The sequence below is a fragment of the Actinoplanes sp. NPDC049265 genome (genome assembly GCF_043197135.1).
Lineage (GTDB): Bacteria > Actinomycetota > Actinomycetes > Mycobacteriales > Micromonosporaceae > Actinoplanes.
Window position 1 is genome coordinate 241,007 of the sequence record NZ_JBICSP010000005.1, and the last position, 19,878, is coordinate 260,884.

General features: G+C 68.5%; 24 protein-coding genes and 1 tRNA gene. 14 read left to right on the top strand and 11 right to left on the bottom strand.

Annotated features, from left to right (window positions below):
• Nucleotides 1–42 precede the first annotated feature (42 nt).
• The 5 genes from ACGFIO_RS15690 (at nt 43) to ACGFIO_RS15710 (ending at nt 4,263) form a co-directional block, all read left to right on the top strand.
• Nucleotides 43–882: a Ku protein gene (locus ACGFIO_RS15690; protein ID WP_392826774.1), complete on the top strand. Its 840-nt coding sequence runs from the start codon at nt 43–45 to the stop codon at nt 880–882.
• A gap of 9 nt (nt 883–891) precedes the next feature.
• Nucleotides 892–1,380: an NUDIX domain-containing protein gene (locus tag ACGFIO_RS15695; RefSeq protein ID WP_392826776.1), complete on the top strand. Its 489-nt coding sequence runs from the start codon at nt 892–894 to the stop codon at nt 1,378–1,380.
• 3 nt (nt 1,381–1,383) lie between these two features.
• Nucleotides 1,384–2,661: an MFS transporter gene (locus ACGFIO_RS15700; RefSeq protein WP_392826778.1), complete on the top strand. Its 1,278-nt coding sequence runs from the start codon at nt 1,384–1,386 to the stop codon at nt 2,659–2,661.
• Nucleotides 2,628–3,824 (top strand): MFS transporter, encoded by a 1,197-nt coding sequence (locus tag ACGFIO_RS15705; RefSeq protein WP_392826779.1) that lies wholly within the window; start codon nt 2,628–2,630, stop codon nt 3,822–3,824. The genes ACGFIO_RS15700 and ACGFIO_RS15705 overlap by 34 nt, the downstream gene beginning before the upstream one ends.
• Before the next feature lie 244 nt (nt 3,825–4,068).
• The gene (locus ACGFIO_RS15710) at nt 4,069–4,263 is read left to right on the top strand and encodes a hypothetical protein (protein ID WP_392826780.1); all 195 of its coding nucleotides are present in this window, start codon (nt 4,069–4,071) and stop codon (nt 4,261–4,263) included.
• On the opposite strand, the gene ACGFIO_RS15715 is transcribed toward ACGFIO_RS15710, so the two are convergent.
• Both ACGFIO_RS15715 and ACGFIO_RS15720 read right to left on the bottom strand, forming a co-directional pair.
• On the bottom strand, nt 4,264–4,626 hold the full coding sequence (locus ACGFIO_RS15715) for a hypothetical protein (RefSeq protein ID WP_392826782.1): 363 nt from the start codon (nt 4,624–4,626) through the stop codon (nt 4,264–4,266).
• Nucleotides 4,627–4,645: 19 nt separating this feature from the next.
• A complete protein-coding gene (locus ACGFIO_RS15720; RefSeq protein ID WP_392826783.1) occupies nt 4,646–4,792 on the bottom strand; it encodes a hypothetical protein in 147 nt (48 codons plus the stop codon).
• A 201-nt stretch (nt 4,793–4,993) separates the two neighbouring features.
• On the opposite strand from ACGFIO_RS15720, the gene ACGFIO_RS15725 reads away from it, so the two are divergent.
• Entirely contained in the window at nt 4,994–5,272 is a 279-nt protein-coding gene (locus ACGFIO_RS15725) for a hypothetical protein (RefSeq protein WP_392826785.1), read from the top strand.
• Nucleotides 5,273–5,378: 106 nt separating this feature from the next.
• On the opposite strand, the gene ACGFIO_RS15730 is transcribed toward ACGFIO_RS15725, so the two are convergent.
• Nucleotides 5,379–5,807, bottom strand: coding sequence for a DUF6232 family protein (locus tag ACGFIO_RS15730; RefSeq protein WP_392826787.1), 429 nt, complete (start codon nt 5,805–5,807; stop codon nt 5,379–5,381).
• A 443-nt stretch (nt 5,808–6,250) separates the two neighbouring features.
• On the opposite strand from ACGFIO_RS15730, the gene ACGFIO_RS15735 reads away from it, so the two are divergent.
• The 3 genes from ACGFIO_RS15735 to ACGFIO_RS15745 all read left to right on the top strand — a co-directional run bounded on the left by ACGFIO_RS15735 (nt 6,251) and on the right by ACGFIO_RS15745 (nt 8,632).
• Nucleotides 6,251–6,703: a DUF2231 domain-containing protein gene (locus ACGFIO_RS15735; RefSeq protein ID WP_392826788.1), complete on the top strand. Its 453-nt coding sequence runs from the start codon at nt 6,251–6,253 to the stop codon at nt 6,701–6,703.
• Nucleotides 6,704–6,777: 74 nt separating this feature from the next.
• Nucleotides 6,778–7,329, top strand: coding sequence for a type 1 glutamine amidotransferase domain-containing protein (locus ACGFIO_RS15740; protein ID WP_392826789.1), 552 nt, complete (start codon nt 6,778–6,780; stop codon nt 7,327–7,329).
• A 61-nt stretch (nt 7,330–7,390) separates the two neighbouring features.
• Nucleotides 7,391–8,632 carry an FAD-dependent monooxygenase gene (locus ACGFIO_RS15745; protein WP_392827079.1) on the top strand — a complete coding sequence of 414 codons (1,242 nt, stop codon included), beginning with the start codon at nt 7,391–7,393 and terminating at the stop codon, nt 8,630–8,632.
• A 350-nt stretch (nt 8,633–8,982) separates the two neighbouring features.
• Here ACGFIO_RS15745 and ACGFIO_RS15750 read toward each other — a convergent pair whose 3' ends face one another.
• From ACGFIO_RS15750 to ACGFIO_RS15780, 7 genes are all read right to left on the bottom strand, one after another.
• Entirely contained in the window at nt 8,983–9,552 is a 570-nt protein-coding gene (locus ACGFIO_RS15750) for a DinB family protein (RefSeq protein ID WP_392826791.1), read from the bottom strand.
• A 33-nt stretch (nt 9,553–9,585) separates the two neighbouring features.
• On the bottom strand, nt 9,586–10,131 hold the full coding sequence (locus ACGFIO_RS15755) for a DUF6226 family protein (RefSeq protein WP_392826792.1): 546 nt from the start codon (nt 10,129–10,131) through the stop codon (nt 9,586–9,588).
• Nucleotides 10,132–10,198: 67 nt separating this feature from the next.
• Nucleotides 10,199–10,384 carry a DUF397 domain-containing protein gene (locus ACGFIO_RS15760; protein ID WP_392826793.1) on the bottom strand — a complete coding sequence of 62 codons (186 nt, stop codon included), beginning with the start codon at nt 10,382–10,384 and terminating at the stop codon, nt 10,199–10,201.
• A 183-nt stretch (nt 10,385–10,567) separates the two neighbouring features.
• Nucleotides 10,568–10,759, bottom strand: coding sequence for a DUF397 domain-containing protein (locus tag ACGFIO_RS15765; RefSeq protein WP_392826794.1), 192 nt, complete (start codon nt 10,757–10,759; stop codon nt 10,568–10,570).
• Nucleotides 10,760–10,828: 69 nt separating this feature from the next.
• Complete coding sequence (locus ACGFIO_RS15770) at nt 10,829–11,806, bottom strand: helix-turn-helix domain-containing protein (protein ID WP_392826796.1); 978 nt, start codon at nt 11,804–11,806, stop codon at nt 10,829–10,831.
• 125 nt (nt 11,807–11,931) lie between these two features.
• On the bottom strand, nt 11,932–12,378 hold the full coding sequence (locus tag ACGFIO_RS15775) for a DUF6232 family protein (RefSeq protein ID WP_392826798.1): 447 nt from the start codon (nt 12,376–12,378) through the stop codon (nt 11,932–11,934).
• Between the two features lie 318 nt (nt 12,379–12,696).
• A tRNA-Thr gene (locus ACGFIO_RS15780) sits at nt 12,697–12,773 on the bottom strand.
• 93 nt (nt 12,774–12,866) lie between these two features.
• On the opposite strand from ACGFIO_RS15780, the gene ACGFIO_RS15785 reads away from it, so the two are divergent.
• A complete protein-coding gene (locus ACGFIO_RS15785) occupies nt 12,867–14,642 on the top strand; it encodes a metallophosphoesterase (protein ID WP_392827081.1) in 1,776 nt (591 codons plus the stop codon).
• Nucleotides 14,643–14,666: 24 nt separating this feature from the next.
• Here ACGFIO_RS15785 and ACGFIO_RS15790 read toward each other — a convergent pair whose 3' ends face one another.
• Nucleotides 14,667–15,509 (bottom strand): stage 0 sporulation family protein, encoded by an 843-nt coding sequence (locus ACGFIO_RS15790; RefSeq protein ID WP_392826799.1) that lies wholly within the window; start codon nt 15,507–15,509, stop codon nt 14,667–14,669.
• A gap of 293 nt (nt 15,510–15,802) precedes the next feature.
• On the opposite strand from ACGFIO_RS15790, the gene ACGFIO_RS15795 reads away from it, so the two are divergent.
• The 4 genes from ACGFIO_RS15795 (at nt 15,803) to ACGFIO_RS15810 (ending at nt 19,509) form a co-directional block, all read left to right on the top strand.
• On the top strand, nt 15,803–17,449 hold the full coding sequence (locus ACGFIO_RS15795; protein WP_392826801.1) for a hypothetical protein: 1,647 nt from the start codon (nt 15,803–15,805) through the stop codon (nt 17,447–17,449).
• 656 nt (nt 17,450–18,105) lie between these two features.
• Complete coding sequence (locus tag ACGFIO_RS15800) at nt 18,106–18,432, top strand: YbaB/EbfC family nucleoid-associated protein (protein WP_364322488.1); 327 nt, start codon at nt 18,106–18,108, stop codon at nt 18,430–18,432.
• Nucleotides 18,433–18,485: 53 nt separating this feature from the next.
• Nucleotides 18,486–18,734: a type VII secretion target gene (locus ACGFIO_RS15805; protein ID WP_392826803.1), complete on the top strand. Its 249-nt coding sequence runs from the start codon at nt 18,486–18,488 to the stop codon at nt 18,732–18,734.
• A 148-nt stretch (nt 18,735–18,882) separates the two neighbouring features.
• Nucleotides 18,883–19,509: a hypothetical protein gene (locus tag ACGFIO_RS15810; RefSeq protein WP_392826805.1), complete on the top strand. Its 627-nt coding sequence runs from the start codon at nt 18,883–18,885 to the stop codon at nt 19,507–19,509.
• Nucleotides 19,510–19,878 lie beyond the last annotated feature (369 nt).

The following is a 19,878-nucleotide window of genomic DNA, read 5'->3' on the forward strand; positions in this document are numbered from 1 at the left end:
CCATCCTTGATCCGAGCAGGCCAAACAGGTTAGGTGGCAGTCATGCGAGCGATCTGGAAGGGCGCGGTCTCGTTCGGCCTTGTGTCGATCGCCGTGAAGCTCTACTCCGCGACCGAGGAGAAGGACATCCGGTTCCATCAGGTGCACCGCACCGACGGCGGCCGGATCAAGTACAAGCGCACCTGCTCGGTCGATGGCGAGGAGGTGACCTACGACGACATCGCCAAGGGCTACGACATCGGCGGCGGCGAGATGGTCATTCTCACCGACGAGGACTTCAGCGAGCTGCCGCTGACCACGTCCCGGGCGATCGACGTGCTGCAGTTCGTGCCGGCCGACGAGATCGACCCGATCATGTTCGCCAAGGCGTACTACCTCGAGCCCGAGGGACAGGCGGCCAAACCGTACGTGCTGCTCCGCGACGCCCTGCGGGACGCCGACCGGGTCGCCATCGTCAAGATCGCCATCCGCCAGCGGGAACAGCTGGCCACCCTGCGGGTCCGCGACGACGTCCTGGTCCTCAACACGATGCTCTGGCCCGACGAGGTCCGCGGCGTCGACTTCGGCTTCCTGGACGAGGACATCGAGACCCGGCCGGCCGAGCTGGCCATGGCCAGCTCGCTGATCGACTCGATGGCCGGCAGCTTCAAGCCCGACGAGTTCACCGACAACTACCGCGCCGCGCTGCAGGAGGTCATCGACGCCAAGGTCGAGGGCCGTGAGGTGGTCGCGCCCGAGGAGGCGGACGAGGAGCCGGCCGCCGCGGTCGACCTGATGGCGGCCCTGAAGGCAAGCGTCGAGCGGGCCAAAGCCGCGCGCGGCGAGACGTCGGCCAAGCCGGCGAAAAAAACCGCCAAGCGCGCGGCCAAGAAGTCTGCTTAATCTTGCCGCGTGGGATTGTCTTGGGCTGACTCGTACCTGGGCCGTCAGAGGGCCTTCGCCGGCGACGAGGAACGGCTGCTGTTCGTGGCCGCCCGCGGCGTCATCATCGACGACCAGAACCGTCTGTTGCTGATCCAGCGCTCCGACAACCACCGCTGGGCCATCCCGGCCGGTGCGATGGAGCTGGGCGAGAGCATGGAGGAGTGCGCGATTCGCGAGGTGTGGGAGGAGACCGGGCTGACCGCGACCTCGTTGACCCCGTTCGCCTTCTATTCGCGGGTCCAGTTCACCAACGACTGGGGTCACGCGTACCAGCAGATCCTGATGGCCTTCCGGATCCACACCTGGGAGGGCGAGCTGCTCGAGACCACCGACGAGACCGTCGACTCGGGCTTCTTCCCGCTGGACGCGCTGCCCGGCGGCCGGTCCTTCATCATCGAGGAGACACTGGCCGACCTGGCCACCTTCGAGTCGACCGGCAAGCTGGTGCTCAAGTAGCCCATGCTCGGAATGGACCTGTCGCCGCTACGCACGTCCCGTGACTTCCGGCTGATGTTCACGGCCGGCGCGGTGTCCGGCTTCGGGTCCTTCATCACCTACGTCACGATCCCGTTCCAGGTCGCCGCGATCACCCGGGACCCGCTGATGGTGGGTCTGCTCGGCCTGTGCGAGCTGGTCCCGCTGATCGTGATGAGCTTCGTCGGCGGGGCGCTGGCCGACTTCCTCGACCGCAAGCTGCTGGTCCGCGGGGCCGAGATCGCGCAGACCGCTCTGTGCGGCGTGCTCCTGCTCAACGCCCTGTCCGACGAGCCCCACCTCTGGCTGTTGTACGTGGTGGCCGCGCTCGCCGCCACGTTCAGCGGCCTGGCCCGGCCGGCCCTGGACGCGATGATCCCCCGGCTGGTCGAGCCGGAGCAGCTCCCGGCCACCATGTCGCTGCAGTCGCTGCAGTACAACGTGGCCCAGCTGGCCGGACCCGCCCTGGCCGGCATCCTGATCGCCAGCGTCGACCTGGCCTGGGTGTACGCCTTCGACCTGCTCACCTTCGCGGTGTCCCTGGTCTGCATCTCGCTGGTGCGCGCGGTCCCGCCGCCCGGCGACGCCGACCGTCCCTCACTGCGGTCGGTGGTCACCGGCCTGCGCTACGCCAAGAGCCGTCCCGAGCTGCTCGGCACGTACCTGATCGACGTCAACGCCATGTTCTTCGGCATGCCTCAGGCGCTCTACCCGTTTCTGGCCAACCAGCTCGGCGGGCCCAAGATCCTCGGTCTGCTGTACGCCGCCCCGGCCGCCGGTTCGATGCTGGCCACGCTCACGTCCCGCTGGTCGGGCAAAGTCCACCGGCACGGCCTGATGGTGGTCGTCGCCGCCGCCTGCTGGGGCCTGGGCATCCTAGGCGCCGGCCTGTCCCACTGGCTCTGGCTGACCCTGCTCAGCCTGGCCTTCGCGGGCGCCTCGGACATGATCTCGGGCATCTTCCGGGCCATCATCTGGAGCCAGACCATCCCCGATCACCTGCGCGGCCGGCTGGCCGGCATCGAGATGCTGTCGTACACCACCGGTCCGCTGCTCGGTCAGGTCCGGTCCGGCGCCATGGCCCGGACCGGCCTGGGCGTGGGCGGCTCGATCTGGGTGGGTGGCGCGCTGTGCATCGTGGGTACGGCCGTCCTGGCCGCCCTGTTGCCCAAGTTCGTCCGGTACGACGGTAAGGACGGCATCGCTCGCAAGAAGGCGGAGGATGAGGCGTGGCTGACACGGTCCGCGACGACACCCGGGTGAGAGCGGCGACCCGCGGCGTCTACATCGCGTTCATCGGTTCCGGCTGGGCCATGTCCAGCTGGGCCACCCGCATCCCCCAGGTCCGCGACGGGCTCGAGCTCACCCCCAGCCGCCTGGGCCTGGTCCTGCTGGCCATCGCGGCCGGCTCGATCGTCGCCCTGCCCCTGGCCGGCACGATTGTGACCCGCCTGGGTTCCCGCCGGACCATCACCGCGATGGCCGTGCTGCTGGCGATCTCGATGACCGGCATCGCCCTCGGCTACCACGCCGGCGTGGTGCCGGTGATGCTCGGCCTCTTCGGTTTCGGCTTCGCCCAGGGCGCCTGGGACGTGGCCATGAACGTCCAGGGCGCCGTGGTCGAACGCAAGCTGGGCCGCTCGATCATGTCCCGCTTCCACGCCGGCTTCAGCGTGGGTACGGTGGCCGGCGCTCTGACCGGCACCGCGACGATCGCCCTGCATATCTCGGTCACCGCCCACCTGATCTTCTTCGCCGTCGCCATAGCCGCATCCGTGATCGCCGGCGTCCGCTCCTTCCTCCCCGACACCGAGTCCTCGTCTCTTACCTCCGCTGCCTCGTCCTCCCCGTCCGTCCGGTCGGCCTGGGTCGAACCACGCACCCTCCTGGTCGGCCTGTTCGTCCTGGCCTTCGCCTTCGCCGAGGGCACCGGCGTCGACTGGATCGCCGTGGCCGTCATCGACGACTACGGCGCCGCCGCCACCAGCGGCACCCTGACCTACGCCCTGTTCCTGGCCGCGATGACCACCGGCCGCTGGTTCGGCCCCGGCCTGCTGGACCGCTTCGGCCGCGTACCGGTAGTCCGTGTCCTGGCCCTGATCGCCCTGACCGGCCTGCTCCTGTTCGTCTTCGGCCCGGCCCTCCCGATAGCCTTCGCCGGTGCCCTGCTCTGGGGCCTGGGCACATCTCTCGGCTTCCCGGTCGGCATGAGCGCCGCCGCCGACGACCCGTCCCGGGCGGCGGCCCGGGTGAGCGTGGTCGCTTCGGTCGGCTATTGCGCCTTCCTCGGCGGCCCCCCGTTGATCGGTTTTCTCGGCGACCACATCACCGTGCAACGGGGCCTGATCGCCGTGGCCGCGCTCCTAGCCATAGCCCTGATGCTCGCCAACGCCATCCGTCCCTTGGACCCGTCGCGTAAGAATTGATCCCACCCGCATCACCAGAGAAGTGACTGGTGGTGCGCGAGCGCAGCCATTTTCGGTGACCCATCTCGGGGCAGCCCGAGTATGGCTGTAAGGCAGCCGAGATATGGCCGCTCGGTTGGCCACGGCACGTTGAGGATCAGCAACAGTGGGAGAGCATCATTGCGCCCGGTAACAAGAAAGGCCCCCCTCAGTCATGACGTCTGAAATCCCCCAGTCAGGTTCTGACCGGGACGCGGCAACCCGAGTGACGGTCAAGCTGACTTCCAAGTCTGTCGACGCACTCAATCGCGCCTCCCGTCTCGCCGAGCTCAACCGCACCGACACCATCAACCGCGCGTTGCAGCTCTACGATTTCGTGGTCAGCGCAGTGGACGGAAACGAGAAAAACGTGCTCATCATCGAGCGCAACGGCAAGCAGGAACGCATCCTGTTCCGCTGATCAGGCGTCTTCTTTCCGATCCCCGCGGCCGAAATAGAAGCCGACCACCGAGCTGAGTATCGCCAGCACGGCGGTGAAGATGGTCAGAAAGATGTCCTTGGCGTCCTGGAACTCGATGTCGGTCAAGCGGTTGGTGGCGACGAGCAGGAGCCCACCGCCCAGGATGGCCGCGAGAAGCCAGAACAGGCGGCGCGCGAACGACGAGCGCGTGTCGGCCAGGTGTTTGGCCGAGTTCCACGGTTCTGTCGCGATGGCCTTGTCACTACGCTTGATGGGCTCGTCCAAGGACAGATCGAGATCCTGGTTGTACGGAACAAGCTCGATCGCTCGATCGCCGCGCTTGGACGGCCGGTCGAAACCCAAGTCCAAGTCCGCGTACCTGTTACTCATCTTGCTCCTGGCGCCATTGCTCGGGATGCGACGAAATTTCGTGCGGTCCCAGGACGATGATGAAGTCGGGGTCCACCGCCGGCTCATCCTCGAGATTGATCTCGGGTGGTACACGCGGTGCAGCGAGGCCGTCCTCCACTGGCCACCTCCGTCGCGGGCTCCGGACAACAGGGTAGCGCCGCGAATGCTGGCCTCACGAAAAACAACCAAATCGCACCCGCGCCGCAACCGGGCACTCGAAGCTGGTCCACAACTGGCTCTGATATGGCCTCAGCACGGCTCCCAGCCTGCCGAATAGCTAAGATGTGAATCGGGACGCAAGCATCTGTTGGAGGATCTCATGGGACTTCTGACCCGGACCAACGATCGTGCAGTCACCAAGCGCCAGGCCGTCGCCGAGCCCGCGCCGGACGACTTCACGAAGGTAACGGTGAAGTTCAGTCCCAAGACGGTGGACGCACTCATCAGCGCGGCAAAACTTGTCCACCTCAACAAGACCGACACCATCAATCGTGCCGTCCAGCTCTACGAATTTGTCCTGTCCGCGGTAAACGGCAGCGACGACGGCGTGCTGATCGTCGAGCGCGACGGCAAACAGGAACGCATCAAATTCCTCTGACGTCCGGCCAGCACCGACGCCGGCGGAGCCGTACGAAGTGGACCTCCGGAGCATCAGCCTGGACATGGGCGGGTGCCCGGGAAGAGTTCCGGGCACCCGCGGCGACTCAGACGGTCCAGGTCCCATGTGGATGGGACTCTTCGATCGATCTCCGCAGCGCGCGGGCAACCTGGTTGAACACCCTGGCGTTCGTGCTGGCGAAGAGGACGACCTCGCCGCCCCGGTAGGTGGCGTGCAGTTCCCACCGGCGCGGGCGGACCCGCCACCAGGCCGCGATGGCGATGGCCGGCACGGCGACGGCCAGCACGCCCAGCGCGATCATCGCTGGGGTCTCGACCGCGGGCCAGACGGCCACGGACAGGGCCACCGATCCGGCAGCGGCCGGTGCGGTGGGCGGCCGGCTGCGGTCGACGACGGTGCAGGTGATGCCCACGTTTCGCAGCTCGCGGATCGCGAAGATCCTCGTCGGCGTGGTTCGCCAGACGAAGAGTTCGCTGGTCACCACGGCGTCAGGCCCACGGTAGTAGGTGCGCATGGCGAACTCCTTCCCCGGACTCCTTGCGAGGAGGGGGAACAGCGAGCCACCATTGGCGCAGAGAGAATTCCCCGCCTCGCTCGTTGCGACTTGATGACGGTGCTGAGAGGCGACAAAGGCACCCGGTTGCCGCCGGGTGCCTTTGCTGTCGTTGCCTCTCGAGTCCCGCCCCTTGTCTACCCGTAGTACAGCACGGCTACCCGGCTGTCCGCTACACATCAACCTGCCACATTGCAGATTGCGTACAGGCGAAGTAAGCGTACGGTCGACTAGTAAGCCAGATGAGCTGGGCAAACGAGAACGGGTGAATTCTCTCGGACCGGTAGCCGACCGGTAGGAGAATGGATACGTGAGGCACACGACGTCGCGTTTCGCCAGAGAAGAGCCCGGGTACGGCCACTGACGACCTTGGATCGACCACAGCTGGGGAGGCTGATCAAGCCATGGAAAGTCGACTCCGGATCGCCGGCGAGGCTGTCCACCCCGTCCTGATGATGTTCCCGCTGGGACTCTTCACCATCGCCGTCCTCTTCGACCTGGCCAACGTGCTGGGCGGCCCGGACATCGTCGGACAACTCGCCTACTGGAACATTCTCGCCGGTCTGGCCGGAGGCGTGCTGGTCGTCCTGGCCGCCGCGATCGACGTGCTCTTCGTCCGCAACGGGCGCGCCAAGCGCGTCGGCATCCTGCGCAACCTCATGAACATGGGCGTTCTCTTCCTGTACGCCGTGGTGCTGATGCTGCGCATGCAGTCCCCGAACCGGGTGGCCGGCTGGGGCATCTTGGCCGTTGAGGTCCTGGCCTTGACCGGCGCCTTCTACGCCGCCTGGTTCGCCGGTGAGCTGGCCAACCGTCGTCGCGTCCCAGCACTCGCCCGCGCCTCGCGCCGCGCCTGAGTCCACTCAGGACGAGGTTTGTGCCCTTTCCTCCCGGGCAACGCACCAGGAGAAGCGAGGAGAGGAGCAGTTCGATGACCGCGTCGATTCAAGGCAAGCGAGTGGCGTTTTTGGCGACCGACGGCGTGGAGGAGGTCGAGTACACCGAGCCGCGGAAGGCGGTTGAATCCGCGGGCGGCACGGCCGAACTCCTCTCGATCAAGCCGGGCGAGATCCAGGCCGTCAACCACATGGACAAGGCCGGCACGTACCCCGTCGACAAGCAGGTCAGGAGCGCAGATCCCGACGAGTACGACGCCCTCGTGCTCCCCGGTGGCGTCGCCAACCCGGACTTCCTGCGGGCCGACCCCGACGCCGTCCGCTTCGTGCGCGACTTCGTCAACTCGGGCAAGCCGGTGGCGGCGATCTGCCACGGCCCCTGGACGCTGGTCGAGGCGGGCGTGGTCGACGGCCGGACCCTGACCAGCTGGCCGAGCCTGCGCACCGACCTGGCCAACGCCGGCGCCACCTGGGTCGACGAGCAGGTGTACGTCGACGGGACGCTTGTCACCAGCCGCAAACCGGACGATCTGCCCGCGTTCTGCGAAGCGCTGCTCGACCAGGTCCGGCAGCCCGCCAACGCATGATCGACCGCCCCCGGGGCCGGACTCCCGGCCCCGGGACAGCGGGCCATAGACTCCGGGTGTGATGGCTGAGCCGGACTTCGACGTGGCGGTCGTCGGCGCCGGACCAGCCGGGCTGTCGGCGGCCCGCGCCGCGGCGGCCACCGGCGCTCGCACGATCGTCATCGACCGGGCCGAGCACCCCCGCTACAAGACCTGCGGCGGCGGCCTGATCGGCACGTCGCTGGCGATGGCCGCGCCGCGCATCCAGGTCCCGGGCCGAGACGCGATCTCGGCGATCACCTTCACCGACGACGGCCACCGGGCCTTCACCCGGCAGTCCGCCACGCCGCTGCTCACGATGGTGCGGCGCAACGACTTCGACCACGCCTGGCTCGAGGCGGCCGCCGCCGCCGGGGCCAAGGTGCTGCAGAACGCGCAGGTACGCGGACTCGAGCAGGACGCCGACGCGGCCACCGTGCTGTTCGGCGACGGCGTCTCGCTCACCGCGCGGGTGGTGATCGGGGCCGACGGCTCGGCCGGCATCTCGTCCCGCTACGTCGGCGTCACCTTCGAGCAGCAAGATCTGGGGCTCGAGGTGGAGCTGGCGGCGACGCCGGAAGACCGGGCGGCCTGGCGCGGCCGGGTGCACCTGGACTGGGGTGCCGAGCCCGGCTCGTACGGCTGGGTCTTCCCCAAGATGAAGGGATGCGAGTCGCATGGCGCCCACTGCGCCTCAGCCGACTGCTGGACCACGGACGACGAGCTCACCGTCGGCGTCATCATGGCCAAGGGTAAGGGCGCCGAGACCAAGGACTATCTGACCAAGTTCCTGGCCGGGCTGGGCCTGACCGGCCGCGAGGTACGCCGCGACTCCGGCCACCTGACCCGCTGCCGCACCGACGACGCCCCGCTGGCCCGCGGTCGTGTGCTGGTCGCCGGCGACGCGGCCGGCCTGCTGGAACCGTGGACCCGCGAGGGCATCAGTTACGCCTTGCGCTCCGGCGCCTGGGCCGGCGAGGTGGCCGCCCGAGCCGCCGGGCAGGGCGTCGGCGCCCTCGACGGCTACCCCGCCCTGATCGGCAAGCATCTGGTGCCCGAGATGCAGGCCGGCCGCCGCCTGCTGAACGTCTTCTCCCGTCACAAGCGCCTGGTGCACGCCGCGATGGCCACGCCGATGGGCTGGCGCGCCTTCGAGGGCTTCTGCCGCGGCGAGCTGACCATGGCCGAGGTCATGCGCCGCTCCCCCATCCGCGTCGCGGTCAACCTCCTCGGCGGCGACCCCACCCCCAGTGGTAGCCCCGAGCGGCATCCGCCCCGCGCATAGCGTCCCGCACACAGCGCACAGCGCCCCGCGCACAGCGCCCCGCGCACAGCGCCCCGCGCACAGCGCTACCACCAAGACTCACCGCCCGGGCCCCGCCCCGCGACCCCGACAACAGTGGTAGCCCCGAGCGGCATCCGCCCCGCGCACAGCGCCCCGCGCTACCACCAAGACTCACCGCCCGGGCCCCGCCCCGCGACCCCGACAACAGTGGTAGCCCCGAGCGGCATCCGCCCCGCGCATAGCGCCCAGGGCTACCATCAAGGCTTACCCGACCGGGCCTCGGCCCGCCCCGCGACCCCGACAACGGTGGTAGCACGGGGCGGTATTTGACCGGCGGACAGCGCCGGGGGCTACCACTGGGGGTTGCCGGCTCGGTAGAGGTCGCGGAGCAGGCCGATCTCGCCGCCGTGGTGGAACGTCTCGCGGTTGATGTGCAGCGCGAGCTGGGCCATCGGCTGCTCGGCGAAGAACGAGCCGCGCGGCCCGAGCGGCGTTTCGAACTCCTCGGCGCTCATCGACAGCAGCCCGTCGCGCCACCACTCGTAGGAGCGCCGGAGGAAGTCGAGCGCCTCGGCCGCCGTCCCGGGCAGGGAGGCCGGCACGTGCCGCGGGTCGAACATGTCGGCGTCGGCGGGCCCGCTGCCGTCGCCGAAGAACGTGCTGGCCCGGATGTGGAAGCAGCCCACCGCGATGTGGTTGATGCGCCAGGCCAGGGTGGTCACCGGCGGCGGGTCGGGCTCCTGGCCGGGCGGCGCGTTGTCGGACACCAGGTTGCCCGCCGCGTCCGGGCGCACCGACCAGCAGCCGGGCACCGGCTCCCAGAAGTACTCGTCGTCGGTCAGACCACGCAATCGTGGCCAGAGCGTGTTGTCCCAGTAGAAGCCGAGTTGATCGACCGCGGTGGCGCGTATCCAATCCATGGGGTCAGGTTTTAGCACTGGGGTCCGACAATTTCAGGCGATCGACGACCGCCGAGGCCATGGCGCCCACTGCACGGCGGCGGCGAAGCCCTCGCGGCGCGCCGAACGGGCCGCGGCCGGGTCGAGCAGGGTCTCCCGGCGGAGGTTGAGGTCCGGGCCGATCAGCCGCACCTCGGACCAGGAACCACCGACACCGCGACGTACCCGCTCCCAGAGACCGCCCTCGACCAGCGCCGACGCCTGCGCCCGGAGAGTGCCGACGAGCGCGTCCGGCTCCTCGCCGCAGGCGTCGCACCCGCAGTTCGGCAGGCTCTCCTCATACCACCGCCCGAACCGCAGCAGCACGCTCGGGAAGTCGGTGAACGCGATGGCCAGCGGCGCGGCGGCGGGTGTGCGGGGAACCAGGCGGACCGTACGGTGCAGCTGATCGCCGAGGGGCTCCTTGGCCTCCCGGCGTTCGACCGTGTATTGGTCGGTCAGCTCGTCGAGCAAGGTTTCCGCCGTCTCGTGCAGCACGGCGAACCGCCCCGGATCAGTGACCCGGGAGTAGTCGTCCGGCTTGCGATCGCCGTCTCTCATCAGAGCAAGTATGCCGTCCCGGGTACGCCGTCCGGCCAGGTTCGACGCACGTCAGGCGGGCATACGATCAGCGGAACTCGTCGACTCCGGCGAGGAATGCGGCCCATTCGGCGTGGGAGAACGTCACCACGACCTCAGGCTCGGCGGAGTTGCGTACCAGAACGTGACCGTCGAGCTTCGCCACCTCGACGCAGTTGCCGCCGGTACATCTCCTGCTCCGACGCCAGACAGGATGTTGCCGCGACTCGATCATCGTGCCTCCTCCGTGACTCCGCGTTCCACGGTAAGCGACACAGTTCCGATCAAGCAGCGATAAACATGAATGAATAGACGGTTCTGTCAGGCTTTATGACAAAGACCCGCTATGCGCTTTTCTGCGGGCGTCCGATCCGCGTCTCCGACCGTGAATCGAGGTCGGACGCCCGTTGTGTGGAGCCTAGAAGCGGAACTCGCCGGCGTTGACGCCCTGGACGAACGCGTCCCACTCGTCCGCCGTGAAGTGAAGCGGCGCCATCTCCGGGTTTTTCGAGTCACGGATCAGGTATTCATCCGCGACCTTCGCAACCTCCACGCAGGTGCCCCCGCTGCAGCTGGAGCTCTTAAGCCATTTCGGCTCGGTAACGTTCACTCTGTGGTCTCCGGTTCAGGAGGGCGCCGGGACACGGGGACACGGCGCCAGGGTGTTTACAAAAGGAGGTTACGCCTTGTCACCGGCTTTGATCATGCTTTCGAGATATGTTATCCGGCGTCCCACGAACGAGATCGTGCTCTCCTCATCGAGTGATACATCCCAGAGCTGGTCGAAGCGCTGTAGATGACGTGTCGTCACGTTCTTGTCCTCGATGAGTTCGTCCGTGACCCCGTTCTCCCTGTACATGACCTCATTGCCGGGCCCGACCCCACCCAACGACAACAGATCGAAGCTGGCGTTGTTGGCGATGGGCACGTCAAGCGAAAAGGGCAGCATCCGCATGCGGATCAACTTTTCGTCCACCAGGCGACGCATTTCTTTGAGTTGCCTGGCGAACAGCGCCGGACCACCCTTGGAGCGCATGAAGACGCCCTCGTCCAGGAGGGTCTGGAAGCTCATCGACCCGAGTCGGCTCAGCAGCGCCTCACGACGCAACCGCCGAGCCGCGATCACGGCCTCGACCCGGTCCGCGGAAAGCGGATCCCCGGCGACCGGTTGCGCCTCGTCCGTAAACGGGCCGGTAAGGGCACGCGAATACTCGGGAAGCTGCAAACCGCCAGGGATGTACCAGATGTTGAAGCTTCGAACCGCGACTGCGACCGACTCGTATTCGAAGAACTGCCGCAACTGCGGGCTGATGTCACGGAAGGCGGCGTCCTGCCACCAAGCGAAATGCTGCCGCATCCGGGCGATCTTGGCATCGCCGATCAGCGCACTGATTTGCGTCCGATCCTTGATCTTGAGGTAACTCAGCAACGGCCGAAGATCGTTCGGTGAAATGCTGACATCGCCATTCTCGATACGAATGACTTTGCTGAGTGACCATTCCATCTCTTCGGCGACTTCGAGCTGGGTCAGGTTCGCGGCCTCCCTCGCCTCACGCAGCGCCAGCCGCACACGCCTGCGCGCGACGGTCGGTGAAACGTTTGGCTGAACGGCCTCGGCCATGACTCCTTCATCTTCGTCGTTGAAGAGATGCCTCAAACTGCCACCTCGCTGCTTGCCTGTTGGCAGGCAGCGAGGTCGCGCGTCACTTTACATGGAAACGAAGCGGAAGCTCGAAGGGTTCACCGAACCGAGATCAGTCACACGTCAGGGGCTGACAGTGATCATGAAGCCGGTGCCAGACGGTAATCGGAGTGGTCGCGCCGACCATTCTCGACACTCCGGCGTAGAGCCCGAGTGACCTGGTGGAACACCCGGACGTCACGGCTCTCGTAGATGGTCGCCCGAGCTCCGGAGAGGTTCGCCACAACGCGATAGTTCTTCGCACCCAAGATCTGTCGACTGCGGACGGCGACGAGCATCGCCGACACAGCGAGTATCGCTAGGGTCGCGCCGACCATCGGGCCGGCCGTGAACCAGCCCGCGACGGCGAAGACCGCGAGGCCACCGCCGGCGATCCGGAAGGTGTCGGCGAAGCGGGTGCGGGCCGCCTGCTCGACGAGCTGGACGTCGCGAAGCGCGCGTACCGGAACGATTCTGGGGGTGTCGTGGAGCCACACGAATTTGTCGTCGGTGATGAAGGCGTCGGGTCCCCGGTAATAAATGAGCATTGCCTTCCCTTTCGCTCCTGACACGAGGAAGGAAAAGGGCCGCTGGGGGCACGGAGAGAATTCCCACCTCGCTGATCGGCGGGCGGATCGGGTGCGGAGGCAGTAACGGCACCCGGTTGCCGCCGGGTGCCGCTCTTTTCTTCCCCCTCGATATACCGCCCGTTTGTGCCTGCAGTCAGTAGAGCACGACGGGTCGCTGATCGCCACCGTTCAATGTGCCACCTGGCAGATGGCGAACTGTCATCTGCTGCCGTGATCGTTGATCAAGCGCTGACCTGGGAAAAGACTGAAGCCCCGGTCATCGACCGGGGCTTCGCGTGGAGCCGCCTGACGGAATCGAACCGTCGACCTACGCATTACGAGTGCGTCGCTCTAGCCGACTGAGCTAAGGCGGCAGTGGCACCGGTTCGCAAGTGTACGGCATGTCAGGGCAACGTTCGGAGCGGGTTACCGCGGCCGGCGTACGGCGGGTCTAAAGTCCATCGGTGATGAGCGATCACCACACCCCCGAGGCCGAGCCGCCGACGTCCCGGCCGCGGCCGGCCGAGGCCGAGCGTCCTCAGCGCCGTCGGCCGCGCAGCCTCGACCCACAGGAGATCGGCTTCACGCCGGCCCGGCCGGTCGGCTGGCTGGCGCCGTTGCTGCTGCTCAGCACCGGCATCCGGACGCTCCTGGCGATCCTCTTCGGCGCCTATCTGGACAAGCGCGAGCTGCAGAACGCGCTGTCCGGTGACGTCTTCGAGCAGCCGGGCACCAACGGCGAGATCTGGCTCGACTACGTGGCCGACCTGGGCGACGGGTTTCCGGCCACCTACTCGGTGGCCTACCTGCTGGCCCAGCCCCGGCTCGAGGCCGGCGGGCAGGTGCTGCCCCGCGGCCAGGTGCTGCTGATGGGCGGCGACCAGGTCTACCCGCTGGCCAGCGGGGACGGTTACGACAACCGGATGAAAGGCCCGTACCGCGCGGCGTTGCCCGAGGCGCCGGCCGAGCGGCCGCCCACGTTGTTCGCGCTGCCCGGCAACCACGACTGGTACGACGGGCTGACCGCGTTCATCCGGCTCTTCGCGCGGCGCAAGGACGGCCACATCGGCGGGTGGCGGACGGCTCAGCGTCGCTCGTACTTCGCGGTGAAGCTGCCGTCGAACTGGTGGCTGTTCGCGATCGACGAGCAGTTCGGCGCGTACATCGATGATCCTCAGCTGTTGTATTTCGAAAAGGCGGCGGCCGGTCTGGGTCCGGACGATCGGGTGATCCTGATGACGCCCTCGCCGACCTGGGTCAAGGCGGCGACCAAGCCCGAGGCCTACGACGCGGTCGACTACTTCATCCGGACCATCCTCGGACCGACCGAGGCGCACGTCCGGCTGCTCGTCTCCGGCGACCTGCACCATTACGCCCGGTTCACCGGCGAGGATCGCGAGCTGATCACCTGCGGTGGCGGCGGAGCGTACCTGCTGGGCACCCACACCCTGCCGGCCGAGCTCACGGTCCCGCCCGAGGAGACCGTCACGCGCAGCGCCAGCCGCAGCCGGAAATACTCGCTGACCTCGACGTTCCCGTCTTTCGACACGTCCCGGCGGATGGGCTGGGGCGTGTTCCGCCGGATCACCATGCGCAACCCCGGCTTCGCCACCATGCTCGGCATCCTGCAGACGCTGACGATGCTGGCCATGTCCGGCGCGGCCAGCAGCAACGGCGGGCCGATCCAGCGGCTGTTCAGCATCCCGCTCGTACTCATGTGTGTGGTGATCCTGGCCGGCACCATCGCATTCGCCCAGCCGCCGAAGGCCGGCGCGCCCAACCATGCGGCCCACTGGATCCTCGGCATCATCCACGGTGGACTCCAGATCGCGCTGGCCGCCGGCGGCACCTGGCTGTGGCAGCACCTGCCGTTCCGCGACTGGACGTGGCCCGGCCCGCTGGTCGTCGCCGCCGTCGTCTACCTGCCCGTGATCGGCTTCGCGGCGACCCAGCTGTGCGCGCTCTACCTGCTGGTGGCCAGCCGTTTCAAGGTCAATGTCAATGAGTTGTACGCGGGGCAGGGCATCGAGGACGCGAAGAGTTTCCTGCGCATGCACATCGCCCCCGACGGCACGCTGACCGTGTACCCGCTCGGCATCGACAAGATCTGCCGGAAGTGGGTCGCCGACCCCGACGGCGCGCCCGACGCCTCGTGGATCCGGCCGGACGGGCCGTTGTCCGTACGCCTCATCGAGGAACCGATCCGCGTCGCCGGACCCCAGGCGGCGCCGCACCGGCAATAGTCGCCCTCATCGTGGCGCGTGCCGTTAGCTGGCGCCGTACTGCTCGTCGTGAGCCTGGCGGGGGCCGCACACCGATGCGCGGGAGCATGAGCAGCGGGAACCGTCAGCGTCCATGCGCACCACCACCGCATCGCGCGGGACGCTGTGCGCGACGACCCGGCCGTCGCCCTCCGGGGTGGTCACGCGGGTGCCGACGGCCGGCGCCGACGCCTGGAACTTCTGGTAGAGCGGGTGCTCATACTTGAGGCAGCACATCAGGCGCCCGCACGCCCCGGAGATGCGCAGCGGGTTGAGCGGCAGGTCCTGGTCCTTGGCCATGCGGATGGTGACCGGCTCGAAGTCGGTGAGGAAGGTCGCGCAGCACAGGTCGCGGCCACACGACCCGATGCCGCCCTGGACCCGGGCGGAGTCACGGGCCGACAGCTGACGCAGTTCGACCCGGCAGCGCAGGGTGGCGCCGAGGTCGCGGACCAGGGACCGGAAGTCGACCCGGTGCGGCGCGGTGAAGTAGATCGTCGTACGCGCGCCGCCGTTGCCGTTCTGCTCCAGCACATGATCAACCGCGACCACCTTCATCGGCAGCTCATGCGCCTTGATCAGCTTCTTGGCGGCGACCTTGGCCTCGGCCTTACGCTTCCGTAGCGTCTCGTCGCGGCGCAGGTCACGGTCGTCGGCCAGGCCGGCCAGCTTGGGGAAGCCGCTGGTGTCCTCGCTGACCCACTGTGCGGCCCAGACGCACTCCGCCACCTCGGGGCCGTCGTCCGTGGGCACGAGCACACGGTCGCCGACGACGGGCGTCAACTCACCCGGATCGAGGTAGTAGAGGCGGCCGTACCGGTTGAAGCTGACCGCGCACAGCATGCCCATGGCGCTGACTCTACGTCGTACCTCGGGGTCGGGCGAAATGTCCACGTTTGGGATACCCGCGGGGGTTGCGGCATTGATCCGACGCAACTCCGGTGATCGCCCCTCGTTGGGGAGTCCTGTAGATGCGGCTCGCTCGCGGCGATCTTCGTGTCGCTTCGTCTCGTCTCGGGTCGTAACGCGTTGCCTCGCTTCGTTTCGTTGCTTCGTGCCGCATCGCATCGCTTCTCTTTGCGGCGCTCGTTTCGCCGCCGTATTTCGCGCTGTTTTGTTCCGCTTCGGGGAGGACATCGTTCATGACGCCCGCCAAGCCGTTCGTCGCCAGTCTCGCCGCGCTCGGGGTTTCCGGGATCATCGCCGTGCCGGCGCCGGCCCTCGCGGCGGATCCCGGTTGCGCGCAGCCGGAACGCTATGGGGCCCAGTCCGGCGCCGAGTTGCTGGAGGTCACCAAGCTGACGCTCCGGAAGGCCGGTGGTGAACGACCGTCCAGTCGTGATCACACGCCGAGCGAGGGTGCCGCGCGTGATCGGACGGGCTCGGCGCCGGGCAGCGTGCGAGGGGCGGGTTCGGCCGTTGAGTCGCGCGGCGCTACTAACTCGGTCACCAAGCCGGCGCCTGTTGCCAAGGCGAGCAGAGGGCCGAAGCTCGGCGCCGGGGATGAGGTTGCCGGAGCAGGTGGCGCGGCGGGCGGTCAGGGCGGCGGAGCGGGCCAATCGATCTTGGCCGGGGCCGCGGGGGCCGCCGCCTCCCCCACCCCGGCACTGGGTGGGTCGAACGTAGCGGGTCGGAGCGACAAGAACGGTGAGTTGTCCACAAGGGAGCGCCGCGAGGTCAGTGTCAGCGGGGTGCATGTGGGCGAGGCGAGGTCGGCGATGGTCGGGGTGGCTCGGCCGAATGCCGCGGCCGTCACCCGGATGATCAACAGCGCGGAGACGTCACGGGCCAGTACGCCGTTGGTGCGGCAGGCGCCGCCGAACGGTAAGGCGAGCGAGCGGGACACGCCGGCGGCTGAGGCGGGGCCCGTTCTGTTGGACGAAGGGTCGCTGGTCGCCAACGCACGGTGGCAGGACGCGATGGCGTGCGGGGAAGCGTACGGCGACATTACCCGGGCGGCCGCCACGCTCGGCGCCGCACAGGTGAGCGGGATCGGCCGGGCGGCGCTGGTGGCCGTACCCGAGGAAGTGCGAAGCGTGAGCACGACGGCGCTGGAGCGGACCGCCCAGGGTGCCCGCGCGGTGGCCGCCGCGAAGATGAGTGCGCGGTCGTTCGAGCTGCTCGACGGAGCGGTGCAGATCGAGGTGCTGCGGTCGCCGACCCTCACGACGAGCATGTCCACCGTGGAGGGGGGTGACGTCACGTATGTCCCGGCGGCGATCCGGGTCTCCGGCGACGGCATCAAGACCACGAAGCTGGATGCGGCCGGTGACAGCATCGAGATGACGTTCAGTGAACGGCAGACGGAGTCGTTGAGACTGCCGGAGATGGGCGGCAAGACGCTCGGTGATCTGCCGGTGCCGGCGATCCCGGGCCTGCCGCGGCTACCCGACGGCGCGGCTCAGCCGGAGTCCGCGCCGGCACCGAGCTCCGGCACCAGCGTGAAGATCAGCCTCGGCCGGGTGCGCCAGGCCAGTCAGGGACGCGCGATCGCGGCGAAGGCTTCGGCGATCAGCGTCGGCATCGCGCAGGGCGGCACAACCCATGACGGGTACGGGCGCAACGCCGATGTGGCACTCGACATGGAGATCGGCGCACTCGAGTCGGCGTCGGTCGCCCCCGAACCGGTCGGCGGGGCGGTGTCCGGCGCGGAGCACGGCGGCCGTGGCGGCGGGCTGCCGGTCACCGGTCCGGGCGTCGGCGCGATCCTGGTCATCGGCGGCGCGCTGCTGGCCTCCGGCGTGGTCGCGTTCGTGCTCGGACGGCGTCGGCGCCGGTTCGAGGCCTGACTCTCACATCCTGGGAATTTGCCGTAGGCTGGCGTTCGTACCGGCATTCGTCCGGTTAGATCGGTCCGGGGCCGAAGATTTTCCACTAGCACTGTCATGGCCGTCGATGGAATCGGCCGGGCGGTGCGAGCTGGATCGGCTTGGGGGCACGGGCGGTTGACCGATGGTGCCGTCCTCGGTCGACCGTCCAGCCCTAACCACCGCGCGCCTGGCGACAAACCCGGCGCCGGCGCGTTGAGTGGACCTCAGACCTGCGGGGGGTGCAGGTGGCGGCGGCGCCGCATACGGAAACCGGTATCCGTATGCGGCGCTGCCGCGCTTTCCCCAAAGCAAGCCGCACTGCCCCCCGAACAGGCCGCGCTTCCCCCGAACAAGCTGCGCTGACCCCAACGCAAGCCGCGCTCCTCCCTGGGCACCCCGCGACTTCTCCCTGGGCACGCCGCGACTTCTCCCTGGGCACGCCGCGACTTCTCCCTGGGCACGCCGCGACTTCTCCCTGGGCACGCCGCGACTTCTCCGCACTGTAGCTTCACGCAATCCTGAGGAGGACTTATCCACAGGGCGCGCTTTGTCCACAGGGGATCTCGCTTCGGATCGCCTTGTTCGGTACCGTTCACCGAACGCAAGCACGGCGGTACGCCCGGTGAGGAGTGTGCATGCCCCGCGAGATCGACGAAGCGTGGATCGACGAGGCCATCGAGCGCTACCGCCGCATCGACACGCTACGCGCGGAGTACGAGAAAGCCGTCGCCGCGCATGTCGTCTCGGTGCACAGCCCGGACGATTCGGTGGAGATCCTGGTGACGGCAGCCGGAGAGATCACCGACGTGCGGATACGGGGCAGTCTGCAGCATCGCCAAGCCGCAGACCTGGCAAGGGAGGTGCAGGCGGTGGTGACCAACGCGACCGAGGCGGCCCGCTGGGCGCGGGAAAAGCTGCACGACGAGGTGTTCGGCGCGTTCCGTTCGCTGGGGGAACCGTGAGTACGGAAGCGATCCCCACCGGCTTGACGGCGGCCGCGCGCACACTGTCCACGATGGAACGCGAGCTGCCCGCGCTGGAGACGTCGGCGGCGGCCTTCGGTGCGGATGCCGGTGGCGTGCCGGGCCGAGTCGGCCGCAGCTTGCACGCGCACTGGGCCGCGGTGCTCGCGGCGCGAGCCCGCGAGGCGGCCGATGCGGCTGCGCGATTGACCGACCTGGCCGATTCGGTACGCACAACCCAGCACGACTACACCGACACCGACGACTCCGCCGCCCACCAGTTCAGACGAGCCGCGCCATGATGCCCGACCCGCGACGAGGAGCGACGCCGTGAACCGCCTCCCGAAGCCATGCACGCGGCGCGACGTGATGCGGCACCCTCGACAAGGCGCGACACCGTGAACCGCCTCCCGAAGCGGGGCTTGCGGGGTGCCGTGGGCTGGGGCCGTGATGACTGATCGGCTCGATGTGGTGCTGGAGACGGCGGCGCCGTTGCTCAAGCGGGCCGGCGATGTGTTGGCTGCGGCGGGGGCGCCGGCCGACCATGCGGTGTGGCCGTCGTTGCGGCGGGTGCGGCTGCTGCCGTGGGATGCCGTGCAGGCGGTGGCGGCGCTACGGCCGTATGATCTGGCCGACGCGGGGCCGGAGTTGCGCCTCGATGCGCGAGACTGTGCCGGCCTGGCGGAGACACTGCCGGCGCCGGGGATCTGGTCGGGTGCGGCGGCGGACGCCTATGAGACGTCGCGTCGGCGTATGGTCCGGCACCTGAGCGGTGGCGAGGAGAGTCTGGATGGACGGCTCTCCGCGACCGCGGCGCTGGCCGACGAACTGGCGGCGTGGATGGCGCGGGCTCGGGCTGAGCTGGCGGTGGCGCTGGCTGAGGTTTTGACTTCGGTCGAGGCACTGCCGCTGGCCGCGCAGGCACATAGCAGCGCGGTTGATCCGGCGGATACAAGCGAGGCGGAGGCGGCGGCCCAGGTCGCGGCCAGGGTTCTCGATGCGGTCGCCGCCGTCTACGAGGACGCGGCCGACCTGATGGCCGCCGCCGAACCCCTGGCCGAGGTCCGGTGGTCCTAGCGGCGCAACCGATGACAGGCGTGCGGCGCACGAAGGATCAACGCGAAGCGAATACAGCGGCGCGGAGGTGAGGCGCGCGCGGCAGGAAAGACGGCGCGCGGGCGAGACACGGCGCAAAGGAAGACGGCGCGCGGGCCAGACACAGCGCAAGGAAGACGGCGCGGGCCAGACACAGCGCAAGGAAGACGGCGCGCGGGCCAGACACCGCGCAAGGAAGACGGCGCGCGGGCCAGACACAGCGCAAGGAAGAAGAGGCACGCCATTAAGGACGCGGCACGGGCGAGCGCCACAGGAAGACGGCGCGCGGGCGAGACGCGGCGCAGGGAAGAAGAGGCGCGCCATAAGGACGCGACGCGGCGCAACGAAGAT

Excerpts from the sequence above, each read along its gene's own strand:
- ACGFIO_RS15745 (WP_392827079.1), top strand. The coding sequence starts at position 7,391 with ATGGCTGAGCCGGACTTCGACGTGGCGGTCGTCGGCGCCGGACCAGCC.
- ACGFIO_RS15805 (WP_392826803.1), top strand. The coding sequence starts at position 18,486 with ATGGAACGCGAGCTGCCCGCGCTGGAGACGTCGGCGGCGGCCTTCGGT.
- ACGFIO_RS15700 (WP_392826778.1), top strand. The coding sequence starts at position 1,384 with ATGCTCGGAATGGACCTGTCGCCGCTACGCACGTCCCGTGACTTCCGG.
- ACGFIO_RS15795 (WP_392826801.1), top strand. The coding sequence starts at position 15,803 with ATGACGCCCGCCAAGCCGTTCGTCGCCAGTCTCGCCGCGCTCGGGGTT.
- ACGFIO_RS15740 (WP_392826789.1), top strand. The coding sequence starts at position 6,778 with ATGACCGCGTCGATTCAAGGCAAGCGAGTGGCGTTTTTGGCGACCGAC.
- ACGFIO_RS15800 (WP_364322488.1), top strand. The coding sequence starts at position 18,106 with ATGCCCCGCGAGATCGACGAAGCGTGGATCGACGAGGCCATCGAGCGC.
- ACGFIO_RS15785 (WP_392827081.1), top strand. The coding sequence starts at position 12,867 with ATGAGCGATCACCACACCCCCGAGGCCGAGCCGCCGACGTCCCGGCCG.
- ACGFIO_RS15810 (WP_392826805.1), top strand. The coding sequence starts at position 18,883 with ATGACTGATCGGCTCGATGTGGTGCTGGAGACGGCGGCGCCGTTGCTC.
- ACGFIO_RS15760 (WP_392826793.1), bottom strand. The coding sequence starts at position 10,384 with ATGATCGAGTCGCGGCAACATCCTGTCTGGCGTCGGAGCAGGAGATGT.
- ACGFIO_RS15755 (WP_392826792.1), bottom strand. The coding sequence starts at position 10,131 with ATGAGAGACGGCGATCGCAAGCCGGACGACTACTCCCGGGTCACTGAT.
- ACGFIO_RS15735 (WP_392826788.1), top strand. The coding sequence starts at position 6,251 with ATGGAAAGTCGACTCCGGATCGCCGGCGAGGCTGTCCACCCCGTCCTG.
- ACGFIO_RS15725 (WP_392826785.1), top strand. The coding sequence starts at position 4,994 with ATGGGACTTCTGACCCGGACCAACGATCGTGCAGTCACCAAGCGCCAG.
- ACGFIO_RS15775 (WP_392826798.1), bottom strand. The coding sequence starts at position 12,378 with ATGCTCATTTATTACCGGGGACCCGACGCCTTCATCACCGACGACAAA.
- ACGFIO_RS15750 (WP_392826791.1), bottom strand. The coding sequence starts at position 9,552 with ATGGATTGGATACGCGCCACCGCGGTCGATCAACTCGGCTTCTACTGG.
- ACGFIO_RS15790 (WP_392826799.1), bottom strand. The coding sequence starts at position 15,509 with ATGGGCATGCTGTGCGCGGTCAGCTTCAACCGGTACGGCCGCCTCTAC.
- ACGFIO_RS15690 (WP_392826774.1), top strand. The coding sequence starts at position 43 with ATGCGAGCGATCTGGAAGGGCGCGGTCTCGTTCGGCCTTGTGTCGATC.
- ACGFIO_RS15730 (WP_392826787.1), bottom strand. The coding sequence starts at position 5,807 with ATGCGCACCTACTACCGTGGGCCTGACGCCGTGGTGACCAGCGAACTC.